General features: G+C 65.8%; 19 protein-coding genes and 2 tRNA genes. 10 read left to right on the top strand and 11 right to left on the bottom strand.

Annotated elements, in window-relative coordinates:
- Positions 1 to 6: 6 nt before the first annotated feature.
- Genes OHS17_RS19860 through OHS17_RS19880 form a run of 5 tightly spaced genes read right to left on the bottom strand, consistent with a single transcriptional unit; the run spans position 7 to position 2,299 of the window.
- Entirely contained in the window at positions 7 to 399 is a 393-nt protein-coding gene (locus OHS17_RS19860) for a DUF3307 domain-containing protein (protein ID WP_330313273.1), read from the bottom strand.
- Complete coding sequence (locus OHS17_RS19865; protein ID WP_330313274.1) at positions 389 to 751, bottom strand: RRQRL motif-containing zinc-binding protein; 363 nt, start codon at positions 749 to 751, stop codon at positions 389 to 391. The genes OHS17_RS19860 and OHS17_RS19865 overlap by 11 nt, the downstream gene beginning before the upstream one ends.
- On the bottom strand, positions 748 to 1,749 hold the full coding sequence (locus OHS17_RS19870; RefSeq protein ID WP_330313275.1) for a DUF2637 domain-containing protein: 1,002 nt from the start codon (positions 1,747 to 1,749) through the stop codon (positions 748 to 750). The genes OHS17_RS19865 and OHS17_RS19870 overlap by 4 nt, the downstream gene beginning before the upstream one ends.
- Positions 1,746 to 2,036: a DUF6303 family protein gene (locus OHS17_RS19875; protein ID WP_330313276.1), complete on the bottom strand. Its 291-nt coding sequence runs from the start codon at positions 2,034 to 2,036 to the stop codon at positions 1,746 to 1,748. Before OHS17_RS19875 ends, OHS17_RS19870 begins: the two co-directional genes overlap by 4 nt.
- A complete protein-coding gene (locus OHS17_RS19880) occupies positions 2,033 to 2,299 on the bottom strand; it encodes a DUF6284 family protein (protein WP_330313277.1) in 267 nt (88 codons plus the stop codon). Before OHS17_RS19880 ends, OHS17_RS19875 begins: the two co-directional genes overlap by 4 nt.
- A 435-nt stretch (positions 2,300 to 2,734) precedes the next feature.
- Here OHS17_RS19880 and OHS17_RS19885 point away from each other — a divergent pair, with 435 nt between their 5' ends.
- Together OHS17_RS19885 and OHS17_RS19890 are read left to right on the top strand one after the other, a co-directional pair.
- Positions 2,735 to 3,493 (top strand): GntR family transcriptional regulator, encoded by a 759-nt coding sequence (locus tag OHS17_RS19885; RefSeq protein WP_330313278.1) that lies wholly within the window; start codon positions 2,735 to 2,737, stop codon positions 3,491 to 3,493.
- On the top strand, positions 3,463 to 4,167 hold the full coding sequence (locus tag OHS17_RS19890; protein ID WP_330313279.1) for an AAA family ATPase: 705 nt from the start codon (positions 3,463 to 3,465) through the stop codon (positions 4,165 to 4,167). Before OHS17_RS19885 ends, OHS17_RS19890 begins: the two co-directional genes overlap by 31 nt.
- Positions 4,168 to 4,520: 353 nt before the next feature.
- Here the strand turns inward: OHS17_RS19890 and OHS17_RS19895 are convergent, their stop codons facing one another.
- The 4 genes from OHS17_RS19895 to OHS17_RS19910 form a co-directional block, all read right to left on the bottom strand.
- Positions 4,521 to 5,981 carry a S8 family peptidase gene (locus tag OHS17_RS19895; protein WP_330313280.1) on the bottom strand — a complete coding sequence of 487 codons (1,461 nt, stop codon included), beginning with the start codon at positions 5,979 to 5,981 and terminating at the stop codon, positions 4,521 to 4,523.
- A gap of 897 nt (positions 5,982 to 6,878) precedes the next feature.
- A complete protein-coding gene (locus OHS17_RS19900) occupies positions 6,879 to 8,111 on the bottom strand; it encodes an AAA family ATPase (protein ID WP_330313281.1) in 1,233 nt (410 codons plus the stop codon).
- Positions 8,112 to 8,170: 59 nt separating this feature from the next.
- The gene (locus OHS17_RS19905; protein WP_330313282.1) at positions 8,171 to 8,500 is read right to left on the bottom strand and encodes a CU044_2847 family protein; all 330 of its coding nucleotides are present in this window, start codon (positions 8,498 to 8,500) and stop codon (positions 8,171 to 8,173) included.
- A gap of 594 nt (positions 8,501 to 9,094) precedes the next feature.
- Positions 9,095 to 10,759 carry an HNH endonuclease gene (locus OHS17_RS19910; RefSeq protein WP_330313283.1) on the bottom strand — a complete coding sequence of 555 codons (1,665 nt, stop codon included), beginning with the start codon at positions 10,757 to 10,759 and terminating at the stop codon, positions 9,095 to 9,097.
- Between the two features lie 220 nt (positions 10,760 to 10,979).
- Between OHS17_RS19910 and OHS17_RS33915 the strand changes: the two genes are divergently transcribed.
- The 3 genes from OHS17_RS33915 to OHS17_RS19920 all read left to right on the top strand — a co-directional run bounded on the left by OHS17_RS33915 (position 10,980) and on the right by OHS17_RS19920 (position 13,698).
- Positions 10,980 to 11,198, top strand: coding sequence for an HNH endonuclease (locus tag OHS17_RS33915; protein ID WP_443066143.1), 219 nt, complete (start codon positions 10,980 to 10,982; stop codon positions 11,196 to 11,198).
- 136 nt (positions 11,199 to 11,334) lie between these two features.
- A complete protein-coding gene (locus OHS17_RS19915) occupies positions 11,335 to 12,423 on the top strand; it encodes a DNA cytosine methyltransferase (protein WP_330313284.1) in 1,089 nt (362 codons plus the stop codon).
- Positions 12,424 to 12,501: 78 nt separating this feature from the next.
- Positions 12,502 to 13,698, top strand: coding sequence for a NaeI family type II restriction endonuclease (locus tag OHS17_RS19920; protein ID WP_330313285.1), 1,197 nt, complete (start codon positions 12,502 to 12,504; stop codon positions 13,696 to 13,698).
- 179 nt (positions 13,699 to 13,877) lie between these two features.
- On the opposite strand, the gene OHS17_RS19925 is transcribed toward OHS17_RS19920, so the two are convergent.
- Positions 13,878 to 14,534, bottom strand: coding sequence for an SDR family oxidoreductase (locus OHS17_RS19925; RefSeq protein WP_330313286.1), 657 nt, complete (start codon positions 14,532 to 14,534; stop codon positions 13,878 to 13,880).
- 34 nt (positions 14,535 to 14,568) lie between these two features.
- Positions 14,569 to 15,828, bottom strand: coding sequence for an amidohydrolase family protein (locus OHS17_RS19930; protein ID WP_330313287.1), 1,260 nt, complete (start codon positions 15,826 to 15,828; stop codon positions 14,569 to 14,571).
- 214 nt (positions 15,829 to 16,042) lie between these two features.
- On the opposite strand from OHS17_RS19930, the gene OHS17_RS19935 reads away from it, so the two are divergent.
- From OHS17_RS19935 to OHS17_RS19955, 5 genes are all read left to right on the top strand, one after another.
- Positions 16,043 to 16,115 (top strand) — tRNA-Thr (locus OHS17_RS19935).
- Positions 16,116 to 16,159: 44 nt separating this feature from the next.
- Positions 16,160 to 16,232, top strand: a tRNA-Met gene (locus OHS17_RS19940).
- 88 nt (positions 16,233 to 16,320) lie between these two features.
- Positions 16,321 to 16,485 (top strand): 50S ribosomal protein L33, encoded by a 165-nt coding sequence (rpmG, locus tag OHS17_RS19945; RefSeq protein ID WP_003956487.1) that lies wholly within the window; start codon positions 16,321 to 16,323, stop codon positions 16,483 to 16,485.
- Positions 16,486 to 16,618: 133 nt separating this feature from the next.
- Positions 16,619 to 17,071: a MaoC family dehydratase N-terminal domain-containing protein gene (locus OHS17_RS19950; RefSeq protein ID WP_018101272.1), complete on the top strand. Its 453-nt coding sequence runs from the start codon at positions 16,619 to 16,621 to the stop codon at positions 17,069 to 17,071.
- Positions 17,071 to 17,499 (top strand): MaoC family dehydratase, encoded by a 429-nt coding sequence (locus OHS17_RS19955; protein ID WP_018101271.1) that lies wholly within the window; start codon positions 17,071 to 17,073, stop codon positions 17,497 to 17,499. Before OHS17_RS19950 ends, OHS17_RS19955 begins: the two co-directional genes overlap by 1 nt.
- Positions 17,500 to 17,603 lie beyond the last annotated feature (104 nt).

The raw sequence follows: 17,603 nt of genomic DNA on the forward strand, positions 1-17,603 counted from the left end.
CTTGTCTCAAGCGGAGAGGAAGAGCGCCGCGGCAACGAGCGCGGCGATGTGGGCGGTCTGATCGACGTGCGCGGCGCCACCGGCGGCGGCATATGCGGACTGGCCGGTGTGGGTCATCCACCACTGGACCGGCCACCGCCGGTCGATGACCGCGTGCGTGCCACCGATCCACACCAGAGCGGCCGTCGCGGACAACAGCGGGAGCCGCCACCCGAGCACGGCCGCACCCAGGGCGAGCAGCAGGCCGCAGACGACAACGTGCGTTCCGGCGTGGGCGATGTTCGCCCGCCAACCGGTCAGGCCGGGTGCGGCCTTGTGCCCGGCCTGGTGGTCGGTCTGGAGCGGGTAGTCGGAGATCAGGTGGCCGAGGTAGAGCAGGAACGCGAGGTCAGCGAACACGGCACGCCTCCGGTACGACGCGGTCGCGGGCGGGGTCGTCGTGGCAGGGGACGCACATGCCCAGCGAGCGCGGGATGCAGTACCCGGCATCCCGGCAGCAGGCAGGGCAGATGCGCCGGGCCCGCATGGCCTTCTCCAACGCTGCGGTACGGCTCGGAGTCATCGGTCGAACGGGGCGGGCGAGGTCGACGCGGTAGAGGTAGGCGACCAGCGGTTCACGCCGGCGCCGGGGCCGGTGCACCTCTGCGACGACGCCTTGGCCCCCGGGCCGCAGGCCCATGGCGCGGAGTTGTCGGCGGGTGGCCAGGCCGTCCGGGGCCAGGCGCCACCGGTACACGGGCAGGCCACTCATGACGAGGCGCTTTCGAGAGCGGGGGCGGTGGTGTCGCGCAGTTCCTGGTAGCGGGTGGAGACCCAGCCGACCGACCACCCGCACAACTCCGCAGCCGTGCGCACGGGCATGCCTGAGGCGTGGGCGGCGGTGACGATCTGGCGGGCTCGGTCCTCGGGCAGCTTGGTGTTCACCGGCCCACCGGACAGCAGCGCTTCCCGTTCACGGGCCTCACGCTCCGCCCGCTCCCGCTGCTGCCGACGCTCGGCCTGCTCGCGCTCCAGACGCTCGCGCTCGCGGCGATGGGCGGCCTCGCGTTCGAGGCGTTCACGCTCAGCCTGCTGCTGTTCACTCTCGCGTTCACGACGTTCACGGGCCTCACGCTCGGCCCGCTCCCGGGCCTCTGTCCGCTCGCGCTCCTCACGCCGCATGGCCTCCTCGCGGGCGGTCTGTTCGCGAGCCAGGAGGGCTTCGTGCTCGCGCTGCTCGCGCGCCAACTGGGCGGCGTGTTCGCGCTCCTCGCGGGCCCGCCGCTCCTGCTCCTCGCGGCGTTCGGCGGCGGCTTGCTCACGCTCTTTGCGTTCGGCCTTGAGCTGGGCTTCACGGGCCCGCTGGGCGGCGGTAATGGCTTGCCGGTAGGCAAGACCGGTCTCTGCCGTGACGATGAGCAAGAGGGGCGCGACCGCGTGCACGGCCACGCCGACCAGCTCTTTCTTTAGCGCGGAGTCCGCGACGTTCAGGGCGAGGGTCATCGCTCCCGTCATCCACCGCAGCGCGATGGGCCACCGCCCACCGTGCCCGCCCAGCCGGGCCAGCACGGAATCGAGCCGCACGACGATGACGACCGCCGCGTCCACGACGAGGGGAAGGATCGGGGCCGTCCAGGTCCAGCCCTCAGGGGTGTGGCGCTCCATCAGCGGGGTGACCGTGAGGATCGAGAACAGCATCGCGCCGCCCACGATCAGCCAGGTCCCCAACGACAGCGCCTTCTCCGCTGAACGGATATGAACATCGTTCACGACGCCACCTTCCGCACCTGAGCCGACGCGAAGAGGGACACGGGCTGGGCGGGATCGTCGCCCGGCACGTAATCCTCGATCCAGCCCCACTCGGGGCTTGCGGTGAACGTGTAACCGAGCGCGTCCAGGGCCCGTGAACGGTCCCGAACGCTCGGCACCGTGGCGCCGTCGAAGACGTACTCGGGCCACTGGGAGGCCGGCACGCCGTAGATCGCCACGTACAGACGCCACCTGCCGGTGTCCTGCTGCGTGGTCATCACCGCGGGGAAGGTGTCGGGTGCGCTCACGCCGCACCGCCCGGCTCTGCCGTGACCGTGCGGTTGCTCAGGTCGCGACGGGCGGCCATGACCCGGTTCCGGGCCCGGCGGATACGCCGTGCGTCCAGCTCGCTGGCCGGGCGGTCGAGGGTCATGATCTTGGCGTCAAGCAGCGCGACCTCCGCCTGGATGAGCGGCATCTCCTGCTCGATCGCGTCCAGCTCGGCGGCCGGCGGCTCGAAGTCGAGCGACGCCGTCGTAACAAGGTCCTGAAGTGCAGCGATGGTCTTCATGGGTCGTTGTCTCCCTGGCAGGTGAGACGGCCCGAACAGCGGCCCCGGTGTTCGAGCACCGGGGCCGCACGCCGTCGAAGTCGGAAAACCGGCTCCCCTCAGCGCCGCACGTACGAGACGTGCGGCGGAGGCAACCGGCCGCAGCTCGAACGCTGCGGAGAGAGCAGATTGCGCTGTACTCACACGGAGAGCCCGTGTGGCCGCCTACTTGGCCTAGGAGAGGCGGCGTGATCCCCATTCAGTTGTCAAAGAACCGGCGCTTCCTTGGAGCCCGTTTCACGGAGCCCTCCGGGCGACAGACACAGGTGTGTCGGGGCGCCCTCCGCTCGATCGGACCGACCGGCGGGTGCATCCCTAAGGTTCCCTAGGGTTCCCTGCGGTGTCAAGCAGTAAGGTAGGGAACCTCAGGGATGTTCACGCGAAGGAGCAAGCGAAATGGCAGGCCAGGCCGACAATCGGGCCCCTTACGCAAAGATTGCCGCTCACTACTCAAAGCTGATCTCTTCCGGCGAGTTGCGGCCGGGGGAGCTCCTGCCGAGCATCAAGAACCTCGCCGAAGAGTGGAAGGTCAGCGCCGCCACGGCGGAGAAGGCCCTGCGGAAGCTGCGAAGCGAGGGCCTAGTACGAGGCATCCACGGAATTGGCACCGAGGTCCTGGACCAGCCGGCCCCGATGTCCTCGGGCGCCCAGCGTCAGGACCGGGGGCGCCGCACCGGCTCCAGCTGGGGGACGGGCGAACGATCCGACTCGCACCAGGCAGCCGTCGTACCAGCACCCGCCGACGTGGCGCAGGCCCTGGACATCAAGCCCGGCTCGAAGGTCGTACGGCGTAGCCGCGTGTACCGGGACCGGCACGGCATCGTTGCTCACAGCACGTCGTGGATTCCCGCCCGGTACGGGAAGCTGGTGCCGCAGCTGGCAGAGAGCGCGCGACTGACGGGAGGCACGTCGCTTCAGCTCATCGCGCAGGCAACCGGCCACCCGATCACTCGTCGCATCGACACAGCATCGTCCAGCCGCCTCACGCCGGAGCACGCGCGGCTCCTGGAACTGGACCCGGAGAACCCGCCGGCCGACCCCGTGGTCGTGATGACAGCGAAGTTCCTCGACAGCGAGGACACCGCCGTGGAGTACGGCGTAGACCTCGGTGCCCCAGGACGTACATGGCGCACCGAAACCGAGGTCACCCTGTGAAAGGCGCGAACAGCACGCCCGCGAACGAGCCAGAAGGGCGAGGGGGCACCCCGCTCACGGCCAGGCCCGGTGGCACCCCTGCGCGAGGAACCGAAACCGAGGCAGCAGTCATCTCACGAGCCTTGACGCAACCGAAGCCCACACGTCCCCCGTTCTGCGTGCTCATGGCCGGACTCCCCGGCTCCGGCAAGACCACACTGTCCCGTGCCTTGACGGATCGGGGATTCGTCCGCCTGTGCCCGGACGAGGAAATGTTCCGCCGACACGGCGTCTACGGAGTCGACTTCCCTCGGGGCGTCTTCCCTACCCTGGAACGGCCCGTGCTCGAAGACGTGGCGGCCGACCTCCGCGCACAGCTCAAAGCCGGGCAGGACGTCGTAGTTGACCATGGCCTCTGGACTCCGGAGGACCGAGCTAAATGGCAAGGCATCGCCACTGAAGCAGGCGCGGTCCCCCTGCTCGTCTACCTCGCTGCCAGCCATGAAGAATTGTGGGCGAGGGTCAGCAAGCGCAACGAGTTCCACGCGAACGACCCGAACGCAATCTACTTCGCGGAAAGCGACCTCCAGCGTTACCGCACTAGATTCGTGCCGCCTACACCACAGGAGTCGCACTTGCTATACGGGGGTGACCCGACCGTCGTCCTCGTGGCCTTGCATCGTCCTGACCGCTGATCCCCCTGACAAGAGGGCGCACACGGCCCGCAGTTCTTCAGGACGACTCCGCCTGCATTCTTCCTCATCGAGGCGGCCATCACCGCGCGACCTGCCTCGGCCCGTCCTTCCCAGTCAGCCCGGCACCCCTGTCGCGCGCACCGCATGCGTCCCGTAAGGGGTTACGCCGTGGCCAGGCGGCAGACTCCATGGCTTAAGACGGCCGCCTTGGCACGAGTCTCGCAGGCCATGACTCCATGTCGCGCTTTACCGGTCATGCACAGACTGCCCGACGCGCCGGATGCTTACGGAGCCATGATCACTCGCGTCAAGGCAGCTTCTAACCAAAGCGGCTCCCGCGCTCGTGATGGAGTTCAGGTTTGAGTTCGTACCTCAGTTGCAATTGGCACAGGAAGCGCAGAAAGAACCGGGAATTCCGACTGTGCCATTTGGTACACCGGAATACCAGAAAGCGATGTCACGGTCACTAGGAGGGTGAAGTCCACCGGCGCCGCACTACGAGTAAGGACGCCGCCAGCCCGTGTCAGGTACTCGATATCTAGTCGAGGAAGCCAGAGGCTCTTCGCCTGAAGACGGTCTTGCCCCTGCATGACCGTCTCCCACTTCCCTCCACGACGCCTGCTGGCCTCTGACGCCTTCGGTCCTATTTTTTGAGAACGAGAAACCGGATTCTTGCTGCGAATCCAGCCTTCCTCTTCCAGCTCGGCTACCCGTTCCGGTTCATCACGGATATTAACCTTCACGGTGTGCGAGGAGTTCTCTGGATCTCGAAATGAGTAATTGGCGGCATGTGGACGAAGTGTAAATTCCAGACCGGATTCCGTGTACTCGACTGCTTCAGTCGGATCCGTGGGTGACGCATAGGCGAGAGTCCACCTAACCTTCACCCTTCCTCGATCAACAGACTCAGGCACGGGAAGGAGAAACCCCAGTATCTGATCACGCTCAACAGAAGCTTGGTACATGACAGTGACCTCGTTACTGTCGCACCAGAGGGCGGAAGCGTGATCGTTTATAAGCCGTCCGTACCCAGTGCTTACGTTCGGGTCAGCATGCGATTCGGCAAAATGGACAGCGAACGCCTTCAATGCCGAAGCGCTAGCTCGGTCTCCAAGCTCGCCAGACAAAACCGCTAGCTCGTGCGAAACCAGAGGTGCCGCGTAACTTGTCCCGCAATCGTACGATATTCTTCCGTCGGCTCTTAGCCTAGCGAATGGCAATTGTTCGTCGCCACCGAACGCCATGACCGACGGCTGCACCAGAGCCCCAGGGCGCCCCGGACCGACACAACTGTACGGGGCCCTGCTCCACAATGCCTCAGGATAGGGGCGATCGCATGCTCCGACACTGAGTCCATTGACCATATCGGCCGGGACCATTATTCGATTGTCGCTGGTTTCGCCATTATTCCCAACGGCAGTGACGAAAAGTATATCCCTCTCGTATGCCAAGCTATCGAGAACAGCCGTCCAGCGGTGCGGCTCGCCGTCGTCCACAGAAACTTCCGGCCCGAGACTGAGGTTGACGATCATAGCGTCGTCTTCCGTGACCTTCTTCTGAATCTGGTCCAGGAGCCAGTAAAGTTCCGTTCCATCCTCAGCTGGCCCGGGAATACACCTGTAATGGGTGGCCCTGACCGGGGGCTTCGACAGTTGTTGTCCTGGTTGCACATTCCCATATAGGACAGCTCCCGTCACAGCGCTTCCGTGCTCCAGACAGCCGTATTCGGGACTTTCGTCCGTCAGATGGTGTTGCTGAGCAGAGCCGGCGAAGTAGTCACCGTCCTCATCTATTCCGGCATCGAAGATAAGCACCTCGGGCGCAGTAGCGTCAGCAGCAGGAGGCGCTGGCCGCCCTATTCGTGGAGCTGACCGGAGTGGGGCCGTAGGAACGGGTCGAATGCGCGGCATACGCCGTATCGAACGAAGCGGGTTAAAGGCAGCAGCCTGCTCTGCCCGGTCCACAGGAAGAAACACAGGCACGAACGTTAGTCCGCCAATTATGTCGCGGCGTGTGCCCGCTACTTCCCCTCCTAGGCTCGCAATGTATTCTTCGAATTTATGGAAAAGGCGGTTATTCATGGGCTGCCGTCCCGACCCAGGATTATCTGGGTCGGGGTGAAGGACGGCCTCATAGGCTATACAGCCCCGGCCTGGGTCGATAGTATCTATCGTAGAATCCCGCAGCACTTCCTCACGACGCGGCAGGCTAATTGATGAGAACTGGCGCAGTTCTTCCGCGGCCGCCTTTTCGGCCCGGTTAAGCTCGCGACCCTCAAGCATGTTGGCTAAGCGATTCAAGCTCGCATCGTCCCCAGCGACGATCAGGGACTTGGTTGGCACATCCGGTGTGGTGCCGCTGCGAAGCGTCAAATCGGCAGTAGCTGGGCGAGATCCGAGCGGAGTTAGCCCCAACAGCTTAACGAGGCGATCCGGGAAGTAACTATTAGCCAGGAAGTTCGGCAGCAGAGTAGCCTCGAAGACTACATGTTCGGCTCGCAGGGCCGAATCAATGCGGACCGCAGAGTCCCGCAATGATCGCACCTGGGGCCCAAGGAAGTCCCTGGTCTCCTCCATGGAGAACGGATAGAACTTGCTTCCTCCTCCTGAAACTCGATCAACCATTTCGGACATTTGCTCGCCCCCGACGAGGATTCGCCCGCCAGTTTTACGGCTCATTTATTCCCCCCCAGGGAATTGCAACTAAGTCCCCTATTTTTCTCGTGAAGCCAAAGCTCGACTTACTGTTGGATGGCTTACGCCGAGAATTCCTGCGATTTTTCGTTGTGAATAACCAAGTGACTGATGCGCAAGGCGAATAATCTGAGACCGCGTCTCTGTATCAGTAACCGATTGCTCGCGAAGTGCGGCCATGGCATGCTCTGCAATACGTTTCGGGAAAGCTTTCAGGTTTCCGTCCTCGATGATTGCTGCTCTCGCTAGACCGTTCACAAGCTTGACGATATCGGAATGCGATGCTCCTTCAGTTGCGAGAGCCAACAATGAAACAAATTCTGTGCCAACGTCTCCGGCCGCAATGACCGGAATTTGGGTTAGCAGATTCTGTCGAAGCTCGCGCTCTGGCATGCGCATTTCGATTTTGACATCGAAGCGCCTCGCGATAGCTGTATCAACCAGATCTAGGTGATTAGTAGCGGCGACCAAGAAGCTTCCAGCGGGCCACCGGTCGAGTTCCAAAAGTAGAACGTTTACCAGGCGCTTCAGCTCCCCAATGTCAGTGCTGTCGTCTCGCCTTTTCGCCAATGCGTCAAATTCATCAATGAACAGGACGCATTCTGTTTTTGATGCGTAATCAAGTGCTGCCCTCAGGTTGCGCCCAGTCCGCCCCAAGTAGCTCGACATCACTGACGCCAAGTCCACGACGAGAAGCGGTTGTTTCATTTGCTCGGCGATGTACGCAGCAGTCATGGATTTGCCTACGCCGGGAGGACCGCTCAAGAGGACGCTGCGAGACGGCTGCAGTCCTACCTCCATAAGCCGCTCACGCAGCGGGCGCTCAGCAACGATCCTGTCGACTTGTGCCCTGCAGAACTCGTCGAGCACAGGCCCAGAGACGGCAGGTGGCCCACCCAAGCGGAGCAACGTTTGGTTGGTATCTGGGTCTCTCGGCAAGTCGGCGACGGCCGGCGGCTCCCAGTCATCGGTAGGTGCCGCGCCTCCTCGAAGGGGAGAGCGCTCGGGCGAAGCCGTGAGCAAAGCTCTCAGCTCTGCCCGGAGAGCAACTGCATGACCGGACGCTGTGGGCGGCCTGCGCATCCACCGTCGGCACAGTTCTTGCGCAGCTCGTTCGTCCGCCTTCAGGGCAGCCGACATCAGCTCAAGCAGTGCGTGCTCGGTGTTACTCAGACCTGACCAGCTGCCATCCTCCGGCTTACTCATGCTGGGCAGGTTACCAACTGGTTTGGTCCCCTGACCAGGCCACATCCGTCAACTGGTACATGATGTTCACCCGTAGTGCGTAGGTGAACCACACGAAGTGCTGATCAGCGCGTCCAGCACGCTCTCACCTCGAATGTTGAGTCAGCCTTGACTTTGCCCACCAGGGGAACGCCTCCCTCGCCACTGAGAGAAACCCCGAACTTGACCTCCAACTCGTTCGGGGCGGCGTCAGCGAAGCGCTCCCGCACTGCTGCTGAGACGTCTTCGCAGGTCTGGACGATGGCATCACCCACCTGGCGCAGATTGGTCAGTGCCTGCTCGGGCGTCCCGCGCCCCCGCAGAATTTTTGTCTGATCGATGCTTTCCATAGCAAGGGGAGTGACTTCAATCAGGAACACAGAGTCGCTACCATCGATTTTGACCGCTTTGTACATATCTTCCCCCAGTGTGGCTGATTCACTTACAGACTGATGATCTCGCACGCTTGGGCCCTTGCAGAGGGGTTGCATCAAATCAGTTCGTAAGTTCGGCTGGTTCCCGCGCTTTGGTCTGCGTGTGGCTGCAGTGAGCGCCCACTTCCCGGCTAGGGCTAGGAAGCGCACCCGCAGCGGCGCGGTTCAGCGCTCAGTCTGGGCGTCGGGGGAGCCGCCCGGTGGGTCTAAGTGCGTAACAACACGCCCACGACACGTACGAGCAACCGGGGACGCCTGCGGACTGCCAGTAGAGGTGAGAGGGCTGTCCACTTAAGACATGGCCCTTACCCAAGTCGCGTCGGGGCGGAGAGGGCAGCCCGAAAAGGAGACGGACGCCGCCCTTCCGGGCTGACCGTGGGCCATGCGCGGGCTTGGGCCTAGCGCATTGAGGCTTGTGCAGGTTATAGGAGCAGGTCAGCGCCGTGTGTAGGCGGGTGGGGTGGCACGGTAGTAAAAGCCGTCACGGCGCCGACTCGGTGCAGCTCACTCTGGTGCGTTGGGGTCTGGCCACGCGCACGCTGCTGACTGCGGCCCGCGCGGCGGGCCGCAGGCGCGTCACGTTAGGGGAGCGACGTCCTGAATCTCCGAGCCGACAAGGTCCCTACCGCACAGCGCACGGTGGTAGCGGAGGTGGGCTTCGCTGATGTGGTGAGCAGGGTGCCGGCGCAGCGCGCCGATGCTGCTGTCGTCGGCAGTCAGACGAACGATGCCGTGGGCGTCGATGTAGATCGCTAGTGCGTCGAACTGGACGTGATGGTTGGGACAGAGCACGAGCAGGTTCGGCAATTCGTCGGGGCCGTCGTGCGGGCGACCGAGCCCTCGAATGTGAGCCCCCTGGCTATAGGTGCCGAAGCGTGTCGCCAGTTGCAGGCCGCATGCCTGGCAACGATCGGCGTGCAAGCTCTTTACCTTTCGGACGAGTCGGGTGTCGCGGACGATGCGTGAACCGGTGAAGTCGCGTCGCTCAGTGGCATTGGTGGCCTCGTCCCCTTGCTCGCCTCCGTCTGGCGCGCCGATGCCGCTCGCGCTCTCGAAGCCGGCCAACCCGAGGCGCTCCATCAGCGCATGCTGATCGACGTCAGCAAGGTAGGTCTCCCGGAGGACGGCGACTGCCTGAGACCGTACAAAGGGGTCATCCAGCAGCCCTGCGGCCTGTTCGGTCATCCCGGCTTCGGGGGCCAATCGGTCGAAGGTTGCGGCTTGGGTCTTGGCCGCCTGCTCGGCGGCGATCCCGCGCACCTCCCACAGTCGACTCGTGTGGAGGTGCCAGAACGGATACTCAGGAGACACGGACGAATCGGGGTGTCCGAACTCGGCCATGAGCCCGCTCACCTCGTCACGGAACTCTCCCCAGCGAGCCAGGCGGGACTTTCCTGTGGCGACTCGCGCGATGCCCCACAGCAAGGACAACGGCTTGTGCCGGCTCCGTCGACCGTTGACCTGGTGGACCTTCAGGGTCCGCAGTCCGTGCATCAGAGCGCTCGGGGTCAGCTCCTTCGAAGCCTCGATGCGGTTCGGTGAACTAGAGATCGAAGCACGGGACTGACGAGGCACCGGGAACAGCCCCAACGACTCATGACTATCGACGCTTGCCTCTGGTTCGTTCCTCTCGTCTCTTTCGGATTCAACTGGACGATGGCGCACTTCGGGGAGCACGGCATGCCCATGCTCAACCCAGCGACGCCATGACCGTGGTGCGCGTGCAAGCGCTGCCGCGGTCGAATGAGATCGATCCCCCCGCGCCTCGATCCACGACCAGTCGACCCCACCGCCATCTTCCTTCAGGTCCAGGACAGCCAGTTCGTAACGGTAGTTCCGGAAGGGGCGGCCCTGCGTCTCCTGATCGATCTGCTCAGCCCTCTCGATGACTGCCACGCCGCAGAACTGGACGTAACCCTTCGGGGTCTTGTTCCGCGGCACCGCAGCAAAAACCAGCAGCGGTGCGGCCAGGGCGCGTTGTTCCGGTGTGGCGCCCTGATGGTGCGTCATCGTCTCAAGAAGGACAGCATTGCCGTCCGTGCGACCCACCGGGACTGTGTGGTCCACCCTGTGGTCGCCGTAGTAGCGCACACGTCCGTTGTCCAGGTCGAACACGTCGTGCCACGGGGTCTCAGACGTACCGGCCTTCCAAGGGCTGGACCGGATCAGGATGGCCGGACGACGGCGCCCGTCTACTGCCATGATCTTGGCGATGGGATTGATGCCCTTGCTCAACTGCATCCGCGGGAGACTTTGCGAGGCAGTGACGTGATGGATGTTCGGGTACCCATCGATGAGAACGGGCTCGGGGTCTCTCTTCCGAGCAGATCGCAGGACCTCGCCGACGCGCAATTGGTTCCCCACCGAGCTTCCCCCTGCACTGCATCCGACTCCGGATCACTGATCCTGCCAGGTGACTCGGACACAGGGTTGCTCTCCAAGATCCTCGACAGGGACAAGCGTGCAGCTGCCGGACTGCGGGCGGGGGGGGACTGCAGCGGTGGGTGCCTCGCTACAGATTCATCACGTTCTGCCAGTCCACGCGGGTGGTAAGGACGACGAAGGGAATCTGATCACGCTCTGCAATCAGTGCCGAGGAGGGCGCCACGCCCTCATGGGCGGCGTTCCCAAGGGTGAGTCGTTCGACCCGGAGTACGGGGCAGACCTGCAGGACTTCTAGCACTCCACACGATTCCGGCCGAGTCGCGAGAGACTCGCGTAGCACAGGGCTGTCAGCGGTCACAGGTACGCTCGCACAGCGGCTGTACTGCAAAGTGCAGCTGCGGAGACCGCCACCCTGATGCTCTGGAGATCACGTGCAGCCAACCAAGATCGTCGACTTGTTCGCCGGACCTGGTGGCGTGGACGTGGCTGCTGAGAGATTGGGAGTACCCACGGTCGGCATCGAATGGGATGCCGACGCTTGCGAGACTCGGCGGGCTGCTGGCTTGGGCACGATTCAGGGCGACGTGAGGCAGTACGGTCCGGCCGGCTTCCCGGACGCAGACGTACTGGCCGGCGGCCCGCCCTGCCAAACCTTTACGGTCGCAGGCAGTGGCGCGGGCCGTAGGGCCCTTGATGACGTTCTCAAGTTCGTTGACCGCATGATCGCTCGGGTCGACCGCGCCGAGATCATCAGTGATCTCGCGAAACTGGATGACGAACGGACCGGCCTGGTGCTGGAACCTCTGCGATGGATCTTGGAAGCCATCGACGTGCAGAGGAAGCCCTTCGAGGCGATCATCCTGGAGCAGGTCCCTGCGGTGCTTCCTGTTTGGCAGGCGTACGCCCACGCCCTCCGGAATGAGGGCTACTCCGTGGACTACGGCCTCCTGCTCACGGAGGCTTACGGCGTTCCGCAGACACGGAAGAGAGCGGTATTGATCGCGCGTAGGGGGGAACACGACGTGAAATTGCCCGCCCCCACGCATCGGACCTACCGCAAGGGGGTTCCACGTGGCGCTGGCGACCCGTCGAAGGAGCCCTGGCGCACCATGAGCGACGTGATCCAGCGAGGAACACCCTTCGAGGTCATCTCGAACTACGGAACCGGCGGCGACCCCAAACTGCGGGGGCGCAGGACCTCATCTCAGCCCTCTGCCACCGTGACAGGCAAGATCCGCCGAAACCGTGTCGTCTCCCTCGACGGGGCTGAGCTGGATCGGTTCAATCACTCCGAAGCCGGACGTCTGCAGACCTTTCCCGCCGACTACCCGTGGTCCGGTCGCGACATCGGGCAGCAGATCGGGAATGCCGTCCCGCCGCGCCTGGCGATGCATGTACTGAGTGCCGCCTTCGGCTGGTCTCCTCCGAGTGAGGACATGCTGGCGAAGCTTGATTGGTGGCACCGACTGCCGGAGCAGGCCGCGACGGCGGCTGATGACGGGGTGCTGGTCCGGGTCTGACGCTTTTGCGCCCTCCTCGAAGCCCGCGGAGGAGGGTTCGTCGAACTCGGCTGGGTGCCTGCTGCCACACTTCAGCGCGTGACGATACAAGAGGGTCTGTGGTTGCCGGAGGAGCCTGCTCAGGCTGGCATGCAGGATTCGCGTGCGTTGGCTGCGAAGCACTCGCGCCGTAATTCGTACCGGACTTGGGAGTTCCCGACTCAGCCCATGAGCAGGGTGCCGCGTGAGTGGCGGATCCAGTCCGGCCTTACGCAATCGGTCCCCGAGGACCTTGCCCCGTTCGTGGAGTGGTTCTACAGCCAACCGGAGGCGCGGGAGCGCTTCCGATGGGCGCTCCGCGACTCCCTCGACGAGTTGCTCGATGGCCAGCGGACGGGGCGCTGGGCGTACCAGCACCTGACGAAGACCGAGAAGACATATCTCGGCACGGCCGTCGAGGTGAACCTCACCAAGGAGTTCGCCATCGACAACGGCGCAGACCTCGACTGGTCCATCGCCGGCCTCGATATCGACTGCAAGTTCTCCAAGGATCTCGGCGGCTGGGAGATCCCGATGGAGATGTATCTGTGCGCCGACCACGGTGAGCGGAGTGGCCGTGCCGACCATGCTGCAGTCGTCACCTGGATCGACGACGACACGAGCCGGTGGGCCGCTGGCATAGTGCGGATCACCGATGAGCGCCTGCGTTGGAAGAGAGCGCCGGGTGCAAACGGCGACCTCGTCCGTGCGTACAACCGAGACAACAAGCGCAAGCTCTCCGACGGAGCCAAGTCGGACGTGTACTGGCTTTGGGGTGGGCTCCAGACAGACCTGCCGACGAACCTGCTGCTCCACCTCGAACGCGAAGTACGAGAGCAGATTCTCTCTGCATCACTGCCGGGCCGAGCCTCGTCGGGCCAGCAGCGGGTGAATAGGCTGTTCTGCGAGGTGCAGGAACGTCTCATTGGCCGACAGGCAGTGTTGACCGTCGGACAGCAGGACGACGCGCCGAAACGGGCCCGTGACGCCCGTATAGCTCTGCGCCCCAAGGGCATCGTCGTGCTGGGGCACCAAGGATCACACCCACACGTCGCCCGCGCGCTTGGGCTGCTGGCACCGACCAAGGGGGAGTGGATCTCCACCCGCCTCGTTCCTGTTTCATCTGACGATGAGCGGCCGAAGTTTTCATTGGATGGCCAGTTCTGGGCGCGCCCTCGCGGGGAGGAGCTGTTGGCCTCTCCCGTTCCAGCGCCCGACCTTCCTGATAAGCGAAGGATTGATGGGCAGATCCCTTGACCTGGCCCTCGTCCCCCAGGTGGCCCCCAGCGGAGGGTGGCGCACGAAACACCGCAGGTCGTAGGCGGTGAACCGAGCCCGCTGTAAATCTGCCGGCTCAGCCTACCCAGGTTCGAACCCTGGCGCCGCCACAAGCAAGGCCCCCGTTCTTCGAACGGGGGCCTTCTTCGTGGCGTGGGTCAGTTGCCCGCGATGTCCTTCACCGCGACCGTCAACGGCACGTTGCCCGAGATCAGTTCCAGGGTCAGGCCCGCCGTGGCCGGGGTGTCGAGGAGTTCGACCAGGGCCGCCGCCACGTCGTCGCGGGGGACCGGGCCGCGGCCCGTTGAGGCGGCCAGGAGGACCTGGCCGGTGCCGGCGTCGTTGGTGAGCATCCCGGGGCGCAGGATCGTCCAGTCCAGGCCGGAGCGGGAGCGTACGTCCGCGTCCGCCTCGCCCTTGGCCCGCAGATACACGTCGAACACCTCGTCCCCGGCGTGGTCCGGGTCCGCGCCCATGGACGAGACCACGACGTAACGCCGCACCCCCGCCCGCTCCGCCGCGTCCGCGAAGAGCACGGCCGCGCCCCGGTCCACGGTGTCCTTGCGGGCCGTGCCGCTGTTGGGGCCCGCACCGGCCGCGAAGACCGCCGCGTCGGCGCCCCGCAGTGCCTCGGCGACCTCGTCGACCGTGGCCGATTCCAGATCCAGCACCACGGGCTCGGCGCCCACCGCTCTGAGGTCGTCGCTCTGTCCGGGGTTGCGGATGATGCCGGCCGCCTCATCCCCGCGCGCGGCGAGCAACCGCTCCAGCCGCAGCGCGATCTGACCATGTCCACCTGCGATGACAATGCGCATACGACCGACGGTACGCCGGAGCGCGCCGTGACGCTCACGGCCCGCCGGTGGATTCCGGCCGTCCCTGGCGGGGAAGACCGGGCCCGCCGCCCGCCTCCGAGTCGCAGTACTCGCGCACCGCGCTGGTCCGGGCCACGACCCGCCCCCGGTGCACCACGATCCGGCTGTACGCCAGCGACAGCGCCCCGGCCAGCCCTTCCCCGCGTACGGCGAGCAGCTCGGCCGGGAAGCCCGCCTCGACGCGGACCTCGGGGAGCCCCATGACGTGCCGGGCCTCGGCGGACACCGCCGCGTAGGCGTGCTCGGGGCGCAGGCCGCCCTGCGAGGCCAGCAGGAACGCCGCCTCCAGCGGGTCGCCGCGCCCCACCGGGTTGGCCGGATCGCGCAGGGCCCCGCTGCCCGCGGCGACCCGCACCCCGGCCTCCCGGAGCAGCCGTACGGGGGCGGCGCCCCGGTGTTCCGTACCGCAGCAGCCGCCCTGGGGGAGGCAGGTGACGCTCACCCCGGCGGCCGCGAGCTGCCCGGCCGCCCGGGCGGCGACGTCGGCGGGGAGGCGGGCGAGACCGGCGCAGGGGCCGATGGTGACCTCCTGGCGCAGGCCGCCCGCCAGCGCGGCGAACCGGGCGAGCCGGGCGGGGTCGTCGCCGTCCAGGTGCAGGTCCACGGGGCAGCCGTGCTCGGCGGCGACCTCCAGGACGGCCTCCACGTATCCCGCCGGGTCCGGGTCGAGGTCCGGCCGGCCGCCGACCGCCCCGGCGCCCATCTTCACCGCGTCGCGGAGCATCGCCAGGTTGCCCGCCCCGGCCACGCCGGTGAGCAGCCGGGGGACGGCGACCGGGGTCAGGTCGGCCAGGCCGCGCAGCGAGCGCCGGGCCTGGAGGACCGCTTCGAGCGCCGCCAGGCCCTGGGGGCCGCCGATCCGCACGTGCGAGCGCAGGGCCGTCGCGCCGTGGCCGAGCTGGAGCAGCGCGGCCTCCGTGGCGCGGCGCCGGACGTCCTCGGGCCGCTCGGACGCGGGCCCGGAGCCGTCCGCGGTGAGGGCGGTGTCGCTGTGGGCGTGCGGCTCGGCGGGCGCGGGGAGCAGGAGGTGGCCGCGCAGGTCGAGGCGGGCGCCGGGGGCGGCGGTGAGGCTGCCCGCGGTCCCGACGGCCTCGATGCGGCCGCCGCAGACGCGTACGTCCACGACGCGGCCGTCGGCGAGGCGGGCGCCGCAGAGCGTCAGGGCGGAGGTCTCCGGGCCGCCGGTGGTGTCGGCCGCGTGGTCGTCGGGCCGCCGCGGCTGGCTGTCGGACATCGTGCTCCAGGGAAGGGGTCAAGATCACGCAGAGTGAGTAGAGCCTAGAGGTGGGCGCGGCCCGGTCGGAGGAGGAGCGCAATAGTCGTACCGGTGCGGCCTTGCTGATCAGCGGTGTGAGGGCGCCCCGAGCGGGGTACGCGACCAGGTCGGGCGGGCACCGGGAAACGGATTTGGGCGATCGGCGACCGAGCGTGTAATGTCTTCATCGCTCGCCCCAATAGCTCAGTCGGTAGAGCGTCTCCATGGTAAGGAGAAGGTCTGCGGTTCGATTCCGCATTGGGGCTCTGGTGATCGGAAACCCCGCTTCGGCGGGGGGCCCAGTCATCAAAGCGGTGTAGCTCAGTCGGTAGAGCAAGCGGCTCATAATCGCTGTGTCACCGGTTCAAGTCCGGTCACCGCTACTAAAAGTAGCCGATTGTGGGGTCGGTCCTTCGATCGGCTACTCTTTTTTGCGTTCATCCGTCCATCGTCCGTCCAAGGAGCACTCACGTGGCTGCCACCGACGTCCGCCCGAAGATCACGCTGGCCTGCGTGGAGTGCAAGGAGCGGAACTACATCACCAAGAAGAACCGGCGTAACAACCCGGACCGTCTTGAGATGAAGAAGCACTGCCCGCGCTGCAACTCGCACACCGCGCACCGCGAAACGCGCTGAATCAGGCTCGTACACGAGGCCGTCCCCTTCGGGGGGCGGCCTCGTGTCGTTGTGCGGCGGGTTTGGCGTTGAATGGGGCCGGACGCCGTCACAGGCCGGCCCAGTCGTTCTTTCATCAGGAGGTTGCGAGTTCATGGCGCTCGACCAGTCCTTCGTGGGACGGACCTATCCGCCCACCGCGCCGTACGAGGTCGGACGGGAGAAGATCCGCGAGTTCGCCGAGGCCGTGGGCGACGCCCACCCCGCGTACACCGACCCCGAGGCCGCCAAGGCCCTCGGCCACGCCGATGTGATCGCGCCGCCGACCTTCGTGTTCTCGATCACCTTCAAGGCCGCCGGCCAGGTCATCGAGGACCCCCAGCTCGGCCTGGACTACAGCCGGGTCGTGCACGGCGACCAGAAGTTCGTCTACGTCCGCCCCGTGCGCGCCGGTGACCGGCTGTCGGTCGTCTCGACCATCGAGGCCGTGAAGTCGATGGCGGGCAACGACATCCTGGACGTCCGCGGGGACGTCCACGACGAGTCCGGTGAGCTGGTCGTGACCGCCTGGACGAAGCTGGTGGCGCGCGCCGCCGAGGAGGCGTGATGACGGCGAAGGTGAGTTACGAGTCCGTCGAGGTCGGTACGGAGCTGCCGGCGCGGTCGTTCCCGGTCACCCGGGCGACGCTCGTGCAGTACGCGGGTGCCTCGGGCGACTTCAACCCGATCCACTGGAACGAGCGCTTCGCGCGCGAGGTCGGGCTGCCCGATGTGATCGCGCACGGCATGTTCACGATGGCCGAGGCGATCCGCGTGGTCACGGACTGGACCGGCGACCCGGGCGCGGTGGTGGAGTACGGGGTGCGCTTCACCAAGCCCGTCGTGGTCCCCGACGACGACAAGGGTGCGCAGATCGAGGTCAGCGGCAAGGTGGGCGCCCTGCTGGACGACCGGCGGGTGCGCGTCGACCTGACGGTCATGAGCGACGGCAAGAAGGTCCTGGGCATGTCCCGGGCCGTGGTGCAGCTCGCCTGACGGCGAGGGGCGGCGCGACGCCACGTAAGGGGCACGGTCCAAGGGGCCGTGCCCCTTACGCGTACCCCCGTTCGCAACTCCACCTGACATCCCGCTTGACGAAG

It is taken from the genome of Streptomyces sp. NBC_00523 (assembly GCF_036346615.1).
Lineage (GTDB): Bacteria > Actinomycetota > Actinomycetes > Streptomycetales > Streptomycetaceae > Streptomyces.